Below are 14,966 nucleotides of genomic sequence, written 5' to 3' on the forward strand. Positions count from 1 at the left end.
TTCATGCGGCCGCAACCGCCTGCCGCAAGCCGAGGGCCTGCCCGATGTCGTCACTGTGGGGTTGGTCCCGGTGGCCGAGATCCGCAAGTGTCCATGCGAGGCGCAGGACGCGGTCGTAGCCTCTTGCCGTGAGGATTCCACGTTCGAGGGAAGTATCCAGAATCTTGGTGGTCGCGGACGGAAGGCGCAGTTCGCCGCGCAGTACACGCCCGGGAACCTGCGAGTTGGTTTCCATCCCGTACCTGCCCAGGCGTTCACGTTGCCGTGACCGGGCGGCATGGACCCTCCGGGCGACGGTAGCCGTGTCCTCCTCCGCGCCGGATTGCCCGAAGTCCGCGAGGGACACTCGTTCCACCTGGAGCTGGATGTCCACTCTGTCCAGCAACGGCCCGGACATGCGCCCGAAATAGCGGCGCCGCATCACGGGAGTACAGGTGCAATCGACTCCCTTGCCGGCGGCCTTCCCGCAAGGGCAAGGATTCGCCGCGAGGACCAGTTGGAAGCGGGCCGGATATGCGGCTGTGCCGGCCGAACGATGAATGACCAGCTCTCCGCTTTCCAGCGGTTGCCGCAGGGCGTCCAGGACCCGCCGTTCGTACTCAGGCGCCTCGTCCAGGAACAGGACGCCACGGTGTGCCCGTGATGCGGCCCCGGGCCGCGGCAGGCCGGAGCCACCGCCGATGATTGCTGCGGCGGTCGCGCTGTGATGGGGGTTCTCAAAGGGCGGGCGGCGCAACAGCCGCACTGAGTCAACGTGCACAGCCGAAAGCGAGTGGATCGCGGTGACCTCCATGGCCTCCTGGTCCCCCAAATCCGGTAAGAGTCCCGGGAGCCGCTCGGCAAGCATCGTCTTGCCCGCACCCGGCGGACCACAAAGCAGCACGTGATGTGCCCCCGCTGCCGCAACCTCCAAGGCTCGGCGGGCATCGCCTTGCCCCGAGACATCGCAAAGGTCCGGAGCGAGCACGGCACCGATGTCACCGTCTCCCGCAACGTCACTATCGGCCGGGTCATAATCCAGGGCCAGGTCCTGCGGATCGGCCCCGAAATCAAAGGCAAGGCGAGCCAGGGTCTTGTAGCCACGGACCACCGCCCCCGGAACCAACTCCGCCTCGGCAACGTTTGCCTGGGCCACCACAATCTCGTCGTGGCCGGCCTGGACCGCTGCCATGACCGCCGGCAAGATGCCGCGAACCGGCCTCAGCCTGCCATCCAGTCCCAACTCGGCGACGAAGACCGTGTCTTCGGTGGAGCGGATATCTCCGGCGGCGCGCAATACTGCCATGGTGATCGCGAGGTCGAACCCCGAGCCACGCTTCGGCAGTGAGGCCGGAATCAGGTTTGCGGTGATCTTTCGGCGACTCAGGGGGATGCCCGAATTCTGCGCCGCGGAACGAATGCGTTCCTTGGCTTCGTTCAGGGAAGCGTCCGGCAGCCCCAGGATCACGAAATTGGGGAGGGTTTGGCCGATGTCTGCTTCGACCTCCACGATGTATCCGTTCAGGCCCAGCAGCGCCACGGAGTAGCTTCGGCCCACGCCCATCTAGCCCACGCCCCTGAGGTGTTCGAGCTTTGGCTCGCCCACCCCGTCGTCGATGATTCCCACGACATCCACACGGCGGCGCGGGGCACGCAGTTCGTGATCACGGCACCAGGAAAGGGCCAGGCGATGGAGCCGGGCGAGTTTGGTTGCGTCAACCGCTTCGAAAGGATGCCCATAAGCCAGGTTCTTCCGGGTCTTGACCTCGGCGATCACCAAGGTGTCGCCGTCGAGCGCCACGATGTCGATCTCGCCCTCGGAGCATCTCCAATTGCGGTCCACGATCCGCATTCCCTGGGTTTCAAGGAAAGTTACGGCAAGCGTTTCACCGTGCCGGCCCAGCAAGTCTTTGGCTTTCATGACCACCTCCGCTTCCAGCCTGGAGGCGCGGAAATACCAAAGACAGGGGGCAGTTTGGCTATGTGGGAAACTGCGTCTATCAGACGGTGTGGAGGAGCAGTCGGCGGGCTTGCTCAGCCAGCGGGCCTGCTCTTAGTTGCCCAGGTTGCCGAGATCGCCTAGATCGCCGTCCTTTGGCAGGGAAAGCTCTTCACTGCGCGGCAGTTCTTCAACGTTGACGTCCTTGAACGTAATGACCCGGACATTCTTCACGAATCGGGCGGAACGGTAGACGTCCCAAACCCAGGCATCCTGGAGCGTCAGGTCGAAGTAGACCTCGCCATCGGCACTCCGGGCCTGGAGGTCAACGTGGTTTGCCAGATAGAACCGGCGTTCGGTCTCGACAACGTAGCTGAACAAACCAACGACGTCGCGGTATTCGCGGTAGAGCTGCAGCTCCATGTCGGTTTCGTAGTTCTCAAGATCCTCGGCACTCATAGATCCATCTTGCACCATAGAGGGCGCACGCGACGCCACGATCGGGCAGGCGGCATCCAGGAGAAGGAAAAGCGGAGGCTAGAGCAGGTTCCAGCTGGTCCGATGGTACGGCGTGGGACCCAACGAACGGATGGCATCGCGGTGGAAGGACGTGGCGTAACCCTTGTTCTCGTTCCAGCCGAAGGGCGGATATTCTTCGTGCAGATCAAGCATGATCCGGTCCCTGGCCACCTTGGCCAGCACGCTGGCGGCCGCCACGCTGAGGCAGCTCAGGTCCGCCTTCACCCGGGTGTGCACCGGCGCCTCACAGGCGGGCCCGGTCGGCTCTGTATCGAACAAGGACCCTTGGCTCTGGGGCGAGAGCCAGTTGTGGCTCCCATCCAGCAGGACGAGGTCCGGATGCACGCCCGAGGCGAGAAGCTCGAACCACGCGCGTGTTCCGGCAAGGCGCAGGGCGCCCACTATCCCCAGCGCATCAATCTCCACAGAACTTGCGTGGCCCACCGCGGAGCCGACCGCCCACGCGCGTACCAGCGGGGCCAAGCGCTCGCGGTCCTCGGGCTTGAGAAGCTTGCTATCGCGGACGTCGGCGAGCAGGCCGTGGTCCCTGAGGTCGACGACGGCGATCCCCACCGACACGGGCCCGGCGAGGGCTCCGCGGCCCACTTCATCGACGCCGGCCAGGAGCGTGACCCCCGGAGACAGGAAACTCCGTTCGACATCCAGGGTCGGAAAATCAAGAGCATGCTTCGCCCCCGCCGCGGGTTTTCGCTGCGTTCGAACCGGAATTGCCGCTCCTGTCCCCGCCGGAGCCATCATTTACCCGCTGGAGCCGTGGGTGAAGCCGTGTTCTGGGGCGACGGCGCGGGAACGTTGCGGAAGACCTCGGAGTGGTTGTCGAGGATCTGCCAACGGTTGATGGGCCAGGCAATAACCGTGGCCTTGCCCTCGACGTCGGAGATGTCGATGAAACCACCGTTGACTGATTGGTGTTCGCGGGAGTCGGCCGAGTTATTGCGGTTATCGCCCATAACCCAAATTTTGCCCGCCGGGACCACTACATCGAAAGACTTGGCCATGGGAATCTGGGCAGGATTGATGTAGCTCTCGTTGAGAACCGTGCCGTTGACGCTGACCCGCGCGGAACTGTCGCAACAGGAGACCCTGTCCCCCGGCAGGCCGATCACGCGCTTGACGAGGTGCTGATTGGTCTCGTCCGGGAGCAGCCCGACGAAGACAAGGCCGTCCTGGAACCATTTGAAGGGCCCGGGCGTCGCCTTCTGCGTGGGTGGAAGCCATCCTTGTGTGTCCTTGAAGACCACGATGTCGCCGCGCTCCAGTGCGAACGGTTGCGGGACCAGCAGATTGACGAAGATCCGGTCGTCAACGTCAAGGGTGTTGACCATGGACTCAGAGGGAATGAAAAAAGCACGGAACAGGAAGGTCTTGATAAGGAACGACAAGACGATCGCGATGACCACCACGGTGCCGATTTCCCGGAGCCAGCCGAGGAACGGACTGCCGTGGGTTTTGCCGGCAGTTCCGGAGCGGTCGCTTTCGCCCGGTTCCGGCCCCGAACCCCGCCGTGCGGCGCGGCGCGGAGACCCATGCTCCCCGGGCTGGGGTGTTGTCGAACCTGCCTCGCTCTCCGGAGCCCGATCGGCGTCGTCCGCCGCAAGATCCATGGCGGGAGCGGACGGTGCGTCCAGGAGCCGGGCGTCGTCGTCGTGCCGTTCCGGCTTCCCGGGAGTTGTCTCGGGCATCTATTGTCCGTTCTTCGAGGTTGTACCGGCCTGCGCAGGGCGAGGTAGTTCTGCAAATCTATCAAGCGGCCAGATAATCCGGACCGGACGCCCGATGACACGCTCGAGCGGCACCATTCCTCCGCCGGGCGCGCCGAGAAGGCTGCGCGAATCGGCCGATCGTGAACGGTGGTCCCCCATGAGCCACAATCGGTCACCGGGAACGACGACGTCGAACTTCTGTTCGCTCGGCCTGTCGCCCGGATACAGATAGGGTTCCTCAAGCGGCTGACCGTTCACTGTGAGTTTGCCATCGGTGCCACAACAAACGACGTGGTCTCCGGGAAGCCCGATGACACGTTTGACGTATGTGGTGTCGCTTCCCGTCAGCCCCAGCCAATGGCCTGTGGCAGCCACGGCGTCGGCAAACGGTCCTTTGCCGCTGTTCAGCGGAGCAAAGGTTCCCCTGCCGTCGAAGACGACGATGTCTCCACGGCGAATAGGCTCTGCGGCGAAATCAGTCCGGGACACGAGGATGCGGTCTCCGGTGCCCAGGATCGGCTCCATTGATTCGGAGGGGATGAAGTAGACATCGAGCCACAAGGACCGAACGAGCCCGCTGATAGCGACGGCGAGGACAAACGCGAGCAAAACAAAACGCCAGCCCTGTTTCCGGGGCTGGCGTTTTGCGTGGTCCATGATTCGTTTCTTGTTGCGTTGCGGATTTCTCCGGCGCAGGCCGGACACGAATCCAGGAACCGCTGCTGGTCGAAAGACCTACTTGCCGGTGGCGAAGTCGCGCTTTTCCTTGATCTTCGCAGCCTTGCCGCGCAGTGCGCGCATGTAGTAGAGCTTGGCGCGGCGGACGTCACCCTTGGTGACGACCTCGATCTTGTCGATGATCGGGGAGTGCACCGGGAAGGTACGCTCTACGCCGACACCGAAGGAGACCTTGCGGACCGTGAAGGTTTCACGAACGCCGTCGCCCTGGCGGCCCAGGACGAAGCCCTGGAAGACCTGGACACGGGAGTTCTTGCCTTCGATGATGTTCACGTGAACCTTGATGGTGTCACCCGCGCGGAACTCGGGAACATCGTTACGCAGCGAAGCTGCATCTACGCTATCGAGGATATGCATTAATCCACTCCTGGTGAACGCCACAGGTCATCCACTTTGGGTCACGGCGGGCAAGCCCGGGGCGCAAGGCCGTCCGGAAATTACCGCCGAAGATTTTCTTCTCCAGTACCGCCACTGATTGGTGGTTCCGGATTGTCAGGCTGTTGGTTACGCTCCCCCTGTGGCAGGCGCGAACCCAGTAGACACAAGGGTTAATTCTGCCATACCCCGCCAGTTCCGGCCAATCCCGGGAATGCGGGGCGGTTCTTGCGGTCAGGTGGAGGATGAAGCTGCCCGACGGCGCAGGTTCAGTCCGGGAGGTCGCTGTCCGGGCGGCGCCGCAAGCGGCCGTCGACGACGTCGTACCCGAGTTCACCGAAAGCCGTCCGGTCCGCACGCGTCAGGTGGCCGGCGTCGAACTCTTCGAGCAAGTCCGGGCGGCGTTCCGCCGTGCGTCGGAACTGTTCGTGCCGCCGCCACTGGGCGATTTTGCCGTGGTTGCCGCTCAAAAGGACAGCGGGCACGTCACGATCGCGCCATGACGAGGGCTTCGTGTAGACCGGGTACTCCAGCAAGCCGTCCGAATGGGATTCCTCCACCAACGATTCCGGATTTCCGACGACGCCCGGAAGCAACCGCCCGATGGCTTCGACCATGGCCAGGACTGCAACCTCACCGCCGTTGAGGACGTAGTCGCCCAAACTGACCGGGCGGACCGTGAAGTGTTCTGCAGCCCACTCCATGACGCGCTCGTCGATGCCTTCATAGCGGCCGCAGGCGAAAACGAGCTGCTCTTCCTCGGCGAGCTCATAGGCAAGGGCCTGGTTGAAGCGCTCCCCCGCGGGCGACGGGACAATCAGGACCGGCTTCGTCGTCGGTCCGTCCGATGAACCCTCAGTTACGCCAGCCCGTGCATTGGCGATGGATTCCAAGGCCTGGGCCCAGGGCTCCGGTTTCATGACCATGCCCGCACCGCCACCGTACGGAGTGTCATCCACCGTGCGGTGCTTGTCCGTGGTGAAGGTCCTCAAGTCATGGACATTCAGCTCCAGAAGCCCGTCCTGACGGGCCTTGCCGATGAGGGAAAGCTCGAGCGGCGCCAGGTACTCGGGAAAGATACTGACGACGTCGATGCGCATTTTAGGCGTCATCCTGTGTCTCAGCGTCGTCCTCTTCCGTATCGGAAGCCGAAGCGTCGGTGTTCAGTTCGAAGAGGCCCGGCGGAGGGGTGAGCAGCACATAGCCGTCCTCGACGTTGACTTCGGGCACGATCTCTTCGACGAAAGGCACCAGGATTTCCTTGCCGTCCGTGTCTTCAATGACCAGCAGGTCCTGGACCGGCATGGTGTTGAGTGCGGTCACCTTGCCAACGGTCTGAGAGCCGACACGGACCTCAAGGCCTACGAGCTCATGCTCGTACCAGCCTTCGTCGTCGTCCTCTTCCAGCTCTTCCGTCTCGATGAACAGCTTCGCGCCGCGGATCTCCTCGGCTTGGTTGCGCGTGGAGATCTCTTCGAAACCGAGCAACAGGATGTCCTTGTTCCACCGGGCGCTGGTGATGGTCAAGGGACCGGCCTTCGCCGGCTCCACCACGAATTCGGTGCCCGGGACAAAGCGATCGCCGGGGGCGTCGGTGAGCACCTGGACAGTGACTTCGCCGCGGATTCCGTGGGGCTTGCCGATTCGGGCAACCTGGAGCTGCATGGGGTTCCTCTGATTTCTTGGCTGGGCCGGCTTAGGACCAGGCTGGGGTTTGCTCGTAAAACAATCCGGCCCCTCCACCATAATCTGGTGAAGGGGCCGGATCTAAGACAAGTATTGCTGAGCGCGTTTACCGGCGACGGTCGGTGTCGACGACGTCGACCCTGACCTGCTCGCCGCCCGCCAATGCCGCAATCACAGTGCGCAAAGCGCGTGCGGTGCGACCCTGGCGACCGATCACCCGTCCGAGGTCGTCCTGGTGAACGCGCACCTCGAGGGATTCCCCGCGGCGGTTGTTCTTGGCACTGACCTTGACGTCCTCAGGGCTGTCAACGATCCCACGGACCAAGTGCTCGAGCGCTTCTGCCAGCAACTTACTCAGCCTCGGTGGTCTCTGCTTCAGCGTCAGCGGGAGCTTCAGTTGCTTCCGACTGCTTGGCCTTCTTGGTGATGGCTTCCGGGATGATGACGGAACCCTTCTCCGGTGCAACGAAAGCAGGCTTGGCGACCTTGGTCTTCAGCGTGCCTTCCTGGCCCGGGAGACCCTTGAACTTCTGCCAGTCACCGGTGATCTTGAGGATCGCGGCAACCTGCTCGGTCGGCTGGGCGCCGACGGACAGCCAGTACTGTGCACGCTCGGAGGCAACCTCGATGTACGAGGGCTCTTCGGTGGGGTGGTACTTGCCGATTTCTTCAATCGCACGGCCATCGCGCTTGGCGCGGGAGTCCATGACGACGATGCGGTAGTACGGTGCGCGCATCTTACCGAAGCGCTTAAGGCGAATCTTTACGGCCACTTTTGTGGTCACTCCTGTTTCTGAAACGGGGTTGAGCCCGTCGTTCTGCACCCGTGGGGCGGGCCATACTTGAGGGTTCCAAGGACAAGATGCACACACGGAGAGAGGGGCCGCGCGGATCGAGTACCTGTCTATTGTGCCAGATGGCGGACGGTATTTCGAACGCGCGGCCCGTGCGGCGGGTTTACTGTGTGGTTACTGGTCTGCGGACCAGACATAGAGGCCGGCCCGCTCGGCCTTTTCGACGTCGCTTGCGAGCGCCGCCAACTGCTGGACATACAGGCGGGACTGTTGGGCATCAAAGGGCATGTCCTCTTGGGCCGCCCAGCGTTCGGCGACGTCGTCGAGGATGCTTCCTTCGCCCTCGGTCTCATAGCTGAGAAGCTCGGACAGGGCGCGCACCATGGCTTCGGGGACGCCCAGCAAGGCGTCGCTGGTGACGTCCACCAAAGCGAGCTCATAGTCGGCCCCGGCGGCGTGCACGGCCGTGCCGGCGAGGTCGCCGAGTTGTTCTACTTCAAAATCGCTGATCCCCGGGATCCGTACAGCGGCGCCGGATACGTCACTGCCCTTCTCCAGGGCAGCGGCCCTCTTGAGTGCTTCATCGTGGGTGGCAACAAAGATTTCAGCAAAGCCCATGGAAAGTACTCTCATTCATTCGTGGCAACGGAGCTGCGGCGCGGCGGCCGAAATGCGCCACGCCGTCGGATCAAGCGTAGCGGACGGCGACCCGCAGCCGGTTGCGCCACGGGTCCTCGAAGCGCAACTCCCGGCCGGTGTGGTGGGAGCCGATGCCGGCAACCTTGAGGCGGTCGGCGAGCGCGCCGACGTCGTCACCTGACGGCACCTCGATGACCACCTCGCCGAGACCGAGCGTGTCCTTACGGGGACCTGCACCGCGGCTGTTCCAGACATTCATGGCCATGTGGTGGTGGTAGCCGCCTGCGGAGACGAACAGGGCCTGCCCGTGCCACCCTGCGGTCTGTTCGAAGCCCAGGGTGTCGACATAGAAGTCATGGGCCGTCTGCACATCGCCCACCTGGAGGTGGACATGCCCGACGCCGGCGCCGGCCTCATGCTGGCCCGTAACCGCCGCTTCGCTCAGGTATTGCTGGAGGTAGCGCTGGGGCGGGAGCGGCAGGCTGTCCATGACGACCGAACTGCCGTTCCACTCCCAACCTTCGCGGGGCTTGTCGTAGTAGAGCTCGATGCCGTTGCCCTCGGGGTCGGTGAAGTAGAAGGCCTCGCTGACCAAGTGGTCCGCACTGCCGACAAAGGCGTGGGGTTCGTACTGCGCGGCGGAGGCAACAGTTGCGGCGAGCGAGGATTGGTCTTCGAAGAGCAAGGCTGTGTGGAAGAGCCCAGCCTCCCCGCGACCCGGGATCTGGAGCCCGGAGGCCGGCGCGAGGTGCACCAACGGCTTGCCGAGCCTGCCGAAGTAGAGTCCGCCATCCTGTTCGGCGACGACATCCAGCCCCAGTGCCCGCTGGTAGTAGTCGCCCATGAGCTTCATGTCCCCCACCTTGAGCATGACGGTACCCATGGTGAGTTCGGCAGGAAGAAGATCCTGGCTGGATGTGATGGTCATGTGAAACTCCCGGTTTATTGTGGCGCCGCCCTTCGGCAACCTCTATACATCTAAATTACTTGAAGCTTCAATTTATTCCTAATGCCCGCCACTTCCTGAAATATGCCCCTCAGCACGGTGCATCGCGGATTCAGCACCACCTCAAGGGACGCCCGGGGATCCTCCGGGTAGAGCACGACGTCGGCACTGGCACCTTCGCTGATGCCGTCGGCACCCAGCCACTCGCGGGCGGACCAGCAGGCGGCATCAAGGGCAGCGCCTGTCGGAAGGCCTGCACGGTGCAGTTCCAGGATTTCCTCGCCGATCCGGCCGTGCTTGATGACGCTTCCGGCGTCGGTTCCGGCGTACACCCGCACTCCGGCGTCGAATGCCTCGCCGACGCGTTCATGCCTGCGTTCCCACAGCCTGGTCATGTGGGCGGCGTAACGCGGGAACTTCGCTTCCGCCTGCTTCGCAATGTCCGGAAAAGTCGCAATGTTGATGAGGGTGGGGACGATCGGCACACCCTGGTCCAGGAGCCTGGGAATGTGATGCGGCAACAGGCCGGTGGCGTGCTCGATGCAGTCGATGCCGGCGTCGAGCATGTCGTCAATGGTCCCTTCGGCGAAGCAATGGGCAGTCACCCTGGCTCCCTCGGCATGTGCTGCCGAGATCGCGTCCTTGACGATGGCGGCCGGAAAAGACGGGCCGAGATCCCCGGCGGAACGGTCGATCCAGTCCCCTACGATCTTGACCCAGCCGTCTCCGAACCGCGCCTGTTTGCGCACCGCCTCCACCAGGTCCTCCGGCTCGACTTCTTCGGCCAGTCCGGGGATGTACCGGCGTTGCCTGGCAATGTGCCTGCCCGCGCGGATGATCCTGGGCATGTCCGTCCGGCGCTGCAGCCAGCGCGTGTCGCTTGCGGATCCGGCGTCGCGGATCAAGAGGGTCCCGGCGTTCCGGTCGGCCGCCGCCTGCAGTCGGGCAGTCTCATCGTCCACCGCTCCGCCCTTGCCCAGACCCACATGGCAATGCGCATCCACCAGGCCGGGCAACACCCATCCGTCCAGGACGACGTCGGGCGCAGCGGCGGGCGGCAAAAAGGTCAACCGTCCGTCGACCGACCAGAGACCGCGCCGTTCTTCTTTCGGTCCCGTGAGGACAGCGCCGCTGAACTCGATGATTTCCGCCATGATTCCACCTTAAACTCCGACGCCGTTCCCGGCTCGGTCACATTCGTCCTCGGTCACATCTCTCCCGGTTACCAACAGCTGTGGTAGCTTCGTCTACGACCACACGGGGGCCCTTGCAAGGGCTGAGATCGGGCTGACGCAGCCTGCGACCGTTGAACCTGTCCGGGTAATGCCGGCGAAGGAAGTGAGTAATCCTTTGAGCACCAAAGAAACACAGCTGAGCCCTACCCAAAACGGATCGGCGCAAGAGGTGACCCAATCCCTCAAGTCGCATTCCCTCGCGTTCCTGGAAGACACGAAGACGGGAATCCGGGTCCCCGTCACGGAAATCGCCCTGGAACCATCCCCCAACGGCCAGGCCAACGGGCCTTTCCAGGTGTACCGCACCGCAGGGCCGGGAAGTGATCCGGTGGTGGGCCTCGAGCCGTTCCGCAGCGAGTGGATCGAGGCCCGCGGCGACACCGAGGCATACAGCGGCCGCGAACGGAACCTGCTCGACGACGGCAAGTCGGCCGTGCGCCGCGGCGCCGCCTCCGCTGAGTGGAAGGGCGCACAGCCGGTGCCCCGCCGCGCCGTCGACGGCAAGACCGTGACGCAGATGCACTATGCCAAGCAGGGGATCGTGACGCCCGAAATGCAGTTCGTGGCACTTCGCGAGAACTGCGATGTTGAACTGGTCCGCAGCGAAGTGGCCGCCGGCCGGGCCATCATTCCCAACAACATCAACCACCCCGAATCCGAACCGATGATCATTGGCAAGGCCTTCCTCGTGAAGATCAACGCCAACATCGGAAACTCCGCGGTCACCAGCTCCATCGCCGAAGAAGTGGACAAGCTGCAGTGGGCCACGCAATGGGGCGCGGACACCGTGATGGACCTGTCCACGGGTGACGACATCCACACCACCCGCGAATGGATCATCCGCAACTCCCCTGTGCCGATCGGCACCGTGCCCATTTACCAGGCCCTTGAGAAGGTCAACGGTGAAGCCAACAAGCTCAACTGGGAGATCTTCCGCGACACCGTCATTGAACAGTGCGAGCAGGGTGTGGACTACATGACCATCCACGCCGGCGTGTTGCTTCGCTACGTGCCGCTCACCGCCAACCGCGTGACGGGCATTGTCTCCCGCGGCGGCTCCATCATGGCGGGCTGGTGCCTGGCGCACCACGAAGAAAACTTCCTGTACACCCACTTCGACGAGCTCTGCGAAATCTTCGCCAAGTACGACGTCGCGTTCTCCCTCGGCGACGGCTTGCGCCCGGGAGCGACGGCGGACGCCAACGACGCCGCGCAGTTCGCCGAGCTCGACACGCTCGCGGAGCTCACGAAGCGGGCGTGGAAGTACGACGTGCAGGTCATGGTCGAGGGCCCCGGGCACATCCCGTTCCACCTCGTCCGCGAGAACGTCGAGCGCCAGCAGGAGCTGTGCGACGGCGCCCCGTTCTACACACTCGGCCCGCTCGTGACCGACATTGCTCCGGGCTACGACCACATCACCTCCGCCATTGGCGCCACGGAGATCGCACGCCACGGAACCGCGATGCTCTGCTACGTCACCCCGAAGGAACACCTGGGCCTGCCGAACAAGGACGACGTCAAGACCGGCGTAATCACGTACAAAATCGCCGCCCACGCCGCTGACCTTGCCAAGGGACACCCCGGCGCCCACGAACGCGACGATGCCCTGTCCAAGGCCCGCTTCGAGTTCCGCTGGCGTGACCAGTTCGCGCTGTCATTGGATCCGGTCACCGCGGAATCGTTCCACGATGAGACGCTCCCCGCAGAACCGGCCAAAACGGCGCATTTCTGTTCCATGTGCGGACCGAAATTCTGCTCCATGCGCATCAGCCAGGACATCCGCGACGAGTACGGCTCCGCGGATTCCCAGGCCGCCATTGCGCAAATGTACAGCGGAATGCGCGAAAAGAGCGAGGAGTTCCTGGCATCGGGCGGCAAGGTCTACTTGCCCGAGCTCGAGGTTCCCGCAGGAAAGCCCGGAACGACGTCAGGAAGCCTGAACTGATCAGGAAGCCTGGACTGATCCGGCGCGGCTGACGTCCGCGATGAAGGAACGGATGATCCGGTCTCCTTCGACTGAGTCATGAGGCCGGTGTCCTCCAGCCGCAACGCGGTGGAGGGCGCCGGTTTCCTGCAAGTAGCCGGCGATCTCTTCGTAAAGGGGTTCCCAACCACCGGTCAGGACAAGCGTGGGTACCCCCGGCACAATATGCAGCGGCGCTTCCCACGGCGGAGCCTGGAGCCGCAGGCGCCGAGCGGTACGCCGGGCCTCCGGGGTGCTGAGGACGGCCGCCTCCGAGGAAAACGCCCTGCGGACGAATTCGCGTTGGTAATCGTCATCGCTGAGTTCGTGCCGGATCCGGTACAGCGGCTCCATGAGTGCCCGGTAAGCCGCGGTGGCGGGCAACTCGGCCGTCAATGAAAGACAAGCAGGTTCCACCAGCACGAGGGACCGGACCAGGTCCGGCCGCTCCACCGCGGCCAACATGGCTGAAATCGCGCCTTGGGAGTGCGCTACGACATGGCCTCCACGCGCGGGGCCGGAGGATGACGCAGGCTCCCGTCCCCCAAGGCACTCCAGGATAATGTCCACATCGGCGGCAACGTCGGATTCCAGGGGCTCGGCCTGCGCATCAAAACCGTGGCGTTTCAGGAACAGCGCGTCGTACTTCAACGCCATGCCGTGTTGTTTCGGCCAAGCGGCAGCGCCGAATGTACCGGCTCCGTGGACGAACACAACCCGCTGTTTTTGCATTCACCCAGCCTATGGCACGCGGCTGACAACCCAACTAACTAGCAATACATGCCGTTCTGAGCCCTCAAAATGACATGTATTGCCAGTCAGTTGGGTGGGACGGTTACTTGCCGCCGAGGAACTTCTCGAAGCCCTTGGGCAGGTTCAGCTTTGAGGGGTCGAAGTCGCCGGCACCCTGGCCGAATGCCGCGCCCGTGGGGACGGCTTTCGCACGCTTGTTCTCGGCGTCGCGCAGTTCCTGGGCCGCTTTGGCGGGGTTTCCGGAACGGGCCTTCTTCTTGGGCGCGTTCTTGCTTCCCTTCCGGGAACCGCCGCCACCGAGGCCGGGAATGCCAGGCATCCCGGGCATGCCGCCGCCCTGGGCCAGCTTCTTCATCATCTTCTGGGCCTGCGCGAAACGCTCCAGGAGGCCGTTGACCTCGGAGACGTGGACACCGGAACCACGGGCGATGCGGGCGCGACGGGAACCGTTGATGATCTTCGGAGCCAAACGCTCGTGCGGGGTCATGGAGCGGACAATCGCCTCCACACGGTCGATTTCGCGCTCGTCGAACTGCTCCAGTTGCTGGCGGATGTTCTGCGCACCCGGCATCATCATGAGCATCTTCTTCATGGAGCCCATGTTGCGGATCTGCTGCATCTGGGCGAGGAAGTCGTCCAGGGTGAAGTCTTCCTGGTCGGCGAACTTCTTCGCCATCCGGGCGGCTTCATCCTTGTCCCAGTTCTTCTCGGCCTGCTCGATCAGGGTGAGAACGTCACCCATATCGAGGATGCGGGAAGCCATGCGGTCGGGGTGGAACAGTTCGAAGTCGTCGAGGCCTTCGCCGGTGGAGGCGAACATGACCGGCTTCCCGGTGACCGACGCTACCGAGAGGGCGGCACCACCGCGGGCGTCGCCGTCGAGCTTTGACAACACGACGCCGGTGAAGTTGACGCCTTCATCGAAGGCAACCGCCGTGTTGACGGCGTCCTGGCCGATCATGGAGTCGATCACGAACAGCACTTCGTTCGGGATGATCGCCTGGCGGATGCGGCGAGCCTGGTCCATCATTTCGGCGTCGACGCCGAGGCGGCCCGCGGTGTCCACGATCACGACGTCGTGCAGCTTCTGGCGGGCTTCCTCGACGCCGGCGCGTGCGACGGCGACAGGGTCGCCCGTGGGAACGTCCAGATCCGAGGTGGTGCCCGGGTGCGGCGCGAAGACGGGAACGCCGGCGCGTTCGCCGACAATCTGGAGCTGCGTCACGGCGTTGGGACGCTGGAGGTCGGCGGCAACCAGCACGGGGCTGTGGCCCTGGGCCTTGAGCCACTTGGCAAGCTTGCCCGCGAGGGTGGTCTTACCCGCACCCTGCAGGCCGGCGAGCATGATGATGGTTGGGCCGGTCTTCGCCAAGCGGATGCGTCGGGTCTCGCCGCCGAGGATCTCCTGGAGTTCCTCGTTGACGATCTTGACGATCTGCTGGCTCGGGTTCAGGGCCGCGGAAACCTCGGCGCCCAGGGCACGTTCACGGATGCGGCCGGTGAACTCGCGGACCACGGGAACGGCAACGTCGGCGTCCAGAAGGGCGCGCCGGATCTCGCGGACGGTGGCGTCGACGTCGGCCTCCGTGAGGCGGCCCTTGCCACGGAGATTCTTGAAGGTTGCTGTCAACCGGTCAGAGAGTGAATTGAACACGCGCCGTGCACTTCTTTCAATG

General features: G+C 63.9%; 17 protein-coding genes and 1 riboswitch. Of the genes, 1 reads left to right on the forward strand and 16 read right to left on the reverse strand.

Annotated elements, in window-relative coordinates; translation table 11 throughout:
- Nucleotide 1: 1 nt before the first annotated feature.
- The 14 genes from AB0O52_RS12435 to AB0O52_RS12500 all read right to left on the reverse strand — a co-directional run bounded on the left by AB0O52_RS12435 (nucleotide 2) and on the right by AB0O52_RS12500 (nucleotide 10,493).
- Entirely contained in the window at nucleotides 2–1,543 is a 1,542-nt protein-coding gene (locus AB0O52_RS12435; RefSeq protein ID WP_364537954.1) for a YifB family Mg chelatase-like AAA ATPase, read from the reverse strand.
- The gene (locus tag AB0O52_RS12440) at nucleotides 1,544–1,900 is read right to left on the reverse strand and encodes a YraN family protein (RefSeq protein WP_364537956.1); all 357 of its coding nucleotides are present in this window, start codon (nucleotides 1,898–1,900) and stop codon (nucleotides 1,544–1,546) included.
- A 132-nt stretch (nucleotides 1,901–2,032) separates the two neighbouring features.
- Nucleotides 2,033–2,377, reverse strand: coding sequence for a DUF2469 domain-containing protein (locus AB0O52_RS12445; RefSeq protein WP_059387678.1), 345 nt, complete (start codon nucleotides 2,375–2,377; stop codon nucleotides 2,033–2,035).
- Nucleotides 2,378–2,455: 78 nt separating this feature from the next.
- Nucleotides 2,456–3,196 carry a ribonuclease HII gene (locus AB0O52_RS12450; protein ID WP_364537958.1) on the reverse strand — a complete coding sequence of 247 codons (741 nt, stop codon included), beginning with the start codon at nucleotides 3,194–3,196 and terminating at the stop codon, nucleotides 2,456–2,458.
- Entirely contained in the window at nucleotides 3,193–4,140 is a 948-nt protein-coding gene (gene lepB, locus AB0O52_RS12455; RefSeq protein WP_364537960.1) for a signal peptidase I, read from the reverse strand. The genes AB0O52_RS12450 and lepB (AB0O52_RS12455) overlap by 4 nt, the downstream gene beginning before the upstream one ends.
- Nucleotides 4,141–4,818, reverse strand: coding sequence for a signal peptidase I (gene lepB / locus AB0O52_RS12460; protein ID WP_364537962.1), 678 nt, complete (start codon nucleotides 4,816–4,818; stop codon nucleotides 4,141–4,143).
- A gap of 78 nt (nucleotides 4,819–4,896) precedes the next feature.
- Nucleotides 4,897–5,256 carry a 50S ribosomal protein L19 gene (gene rplS / locus AB0O52_RS12465; protein ID WP_284984571.1) on the reverse strand — a complete coding sequence of 120 codons (360 nt, stop codon included), beginning with the start codon at nucleotides 5,254–5,256 and terminating at the stop codon, nucleotides 4,897–4,899.
- A 287-nt stretch (nucleotides 5,257–5,543) separates the two neighbouring features.
- Nucleotides 5,544–6,374: a tRNA (guanosine(37)-N1)-methyltransferase TrmD gene (gene trmD, locus AB0O52_RS12470; protein WP_364537964.1), complete on the reverse strand. Its 831-nt coding sequence runs from the start codon at nucleotides 6,372–6,374 to the stop codon at nucleotides 5,544–5,546.
- 1 nt (nucleotide 6,375) lies between these two features.
- A complete protein-coding gene (rimM, locus tag AB0O52_RS12475) occupies nucleotides 6,376–6,939 on the reverse strand; it encodes a ribosome maturation factor RimM (protein WP_364537966.1) in 564 nt (187 codons plus the stop codon).
- Between the two features lie 127 nt (nucleotides 6,940–7,066).
- Nucleotides 7,067–7,309, reverse strand: a complete 243-nt coding sequence (locus AB0O52_RS12480) for an RNA-binding protein (protein WP_028267532.1) — start codon at nucleotides 7,307–7,309, stop codon at nucleotides 7,067–7,069.
- 1 nt (nucleotide 7,310) lies between these two features.
- Entirely contained in the window at nucleotides 7,311–7,733 is a 423-nt protein-coding gene (gene rpsP / locus AB0O52_RS12485; RefSeq protein WP_234752296.1) for a 30S ribosomal protein S16, read from the reverse strand.
- A gap of 195 nt (nucleotides 7,734–7,928) precedes the next feature.
- The gene (locus tag AB0O52_RS12490) at nucleotides 7,929–8,372 is read right to left on the reverse strand and encodes a hypothetical protein (protein WP_364537969.1); all 444 of its coding nucleotides are present in this window, start codon (nucleotides 8,370–8,372) and stop codon (nucleotides 7,929–7,931) included.
- A 70-nt stretch (nucleotides 8,373–8,442) separates the two neighbouring features.
- Nucleotides 8,443–9,321: a VOC family protein gene (locus AB0O52_RS12495; protein ID WP_364537971.1), complete on the reverse strand. Its 879-nt coding sequence runs from the start codon at nucleotides 9,319–9,321 to the stop codon at nucleotides 8,443–8,445.
- A 50-nt stretch (nucleotides 9,322–9,371) separates the two neighbouring features.
- The gene (locus AB0O52_RS12500; protein WP_364537973.1) at nucleotides 9,372–10,493 is read right to left on the reverse strand and encodes an amidohydrolase family protein; all 1,122 of its coding nucleotides are present in this window, start codon (nucleotides 10,491–10,493) and stop codon (nucleotides 9,372–9,374) included.
- A 93-nt stretch (nucleotides 10,494–10,586) separates the two neighbouring features.
- Nucleotides 10,587–10,694, forward strand: a riboswitch (TPP riboswitch).
- On the opposite strand from AB0O52_RS12500, the gene thiC reads away from it, so the two are divergent.
- Nucleotides 10,690–12,519: a phosphomethylpyrimidine synthase ThiC gene (gene thiC / locus AB0O52_RS12505; RefSeq protein ID WP_364537975.1), complete on the forward strand. Its 1,830-nt coding sequence runs from the start codon at nucleotides 10,690–10,692 to the stop codon at nucleotides 12,517–12,519. (Overlaps the previous riboswitch by 5 nt.)
- On the opposite strand, the gene AB0O52_RS12510 is transcribed toward thiC, so the two are convergent.
- Together AB0O52_RS12510 and ffh are read right to left on the reverse strand one after the other, a co-directional pair.
- Nucleotides 12,520–13,269 carry an alpha/beta hydrolase gene (locus AB0O52_RS12510; RefSeq protein ID WP_364537977.1) on the reverse strand — a complete coding sequence of 250 codons (750 nt, stop codon included), beginning with the start codon at nucleotides 13,267–13,269 and terminating at the stop codon, nucleotides 12,520–12,522. It lies immediately after the preceding gene.
- Between the two features lie 103 nt (nucleotides 13,270–13,372).
- The gene (gene ffh, locus AB0O52_RS12515) at nucleotides 13,373–14,944 is read right to left on the reverse strand and encodes a signal recognition particle protein (protein ID WP_364537978.1); all 1,572 of its coding nucleotides are present in this window, start codon (nucleotides 14,942–14,944) and stop codon (nucleotides 13,373–13,375) included.
- Between the last annotated feature and the right edge of the window lie 22 nt (nucleotides 14,945–14,966).

This window comes from Arthrobacter sp. NPDC080073 (assembly GCF_040686575.1).
In the GTDB taxonomy this organism is placed as follows: Bacteria; Actinomycetota; Actinomycetes; order Actinomycetales; family Micrococcaceae; genus Arthrobacter.

Coding starts and splice junctions, on each gene's coding strand:
- AB0O52_RS12435 (WP_364537954.1), bottom strand. CDS start 1,543: ATGGGCGTGGGCCGAAGCTACTCCGTGGCGCTGCTGGGCCTGAACGGA.
- AB0O52_RS12440 (WP_364537956.1), bottom strand. CDS start 1,900: ATGAAAGCCAAAGACTTGCTGGGCCGGCACGGTGAAACGCTTGCCGTA.
- AB0O52_RS12445 (WP_059387678.1), bottom strand. CDS start 2,377: ATGAGTGCCGAGGATCTTGAGAACTACGAAACCGACATGGAGCTGCAG.
- AB0O52_RS12450 (WP_364537958.1), bottom strand. CDS start 3,196: ATGATGGCTCCGGCGGGGACAGGAGCGGCAATTCCGGTTCGAACGCAG.
- lepB (WP_364537960.1), bottom strand. CDS start 4,140: ATGCCCGAGACAACTCCCGGGAAGCCGGAACGGCACGACGACGACGCC.
- lepB (WP_364537962.1), bottom strand. CDS start 4,818: ATGGACCACGCAAAACGCCAGCCCCGGAAACAGGGCTGGCGTTTTGTT.
- rplS (WP_284984571.1), bottom strand. CDS start 5,256: ATGCATATCCTCGATAGCGTAGATGCAGCTTCGCTGCGTAACGATGTT.
- trmD (WP_364537964.1), bottom strand. CDS start 6,374: ATGCGCATCGACGTCGTCAGTATCTTTCCCGAGTACCTGGCGCCGCTC.
- rimM (WP_364537966.1), bottom strand. CDS start 6,939: ATGCAGCTCCAGGTTGCCCGAATCGGCAAGCCCCACGGAATCCGCGGC.
- AB0O52_RS12490 (WP_364537969.1), bottom strand. CDS start 8,372: ATGGGCTTTGCTGAAATCTTTGTTGCCACCCACGATGAAGCACTCAAG.
- AB0O52_RS12495 (WP_364537971.1), bottom strand. CDS start 9,321: ATGACCATCACATCCAGCCAGGATCTTCTTCCTGCCGAACTCACCATG.
- AB0O52_RS12500 (WP_364537973.1), bottom strand. CDS start 10,493: ATGGCGGAAATCATCGAGTTCAGCGGCGCTGTCCTCACGGGACCGAAA.
- AB0O52_RS12510 (WP_364537977.1), bottom strand. CDS start 13,269: ATGCAAAAACAGCGGGTTGTGTTCGTCCACGGAGCCGGTACATTCGGC.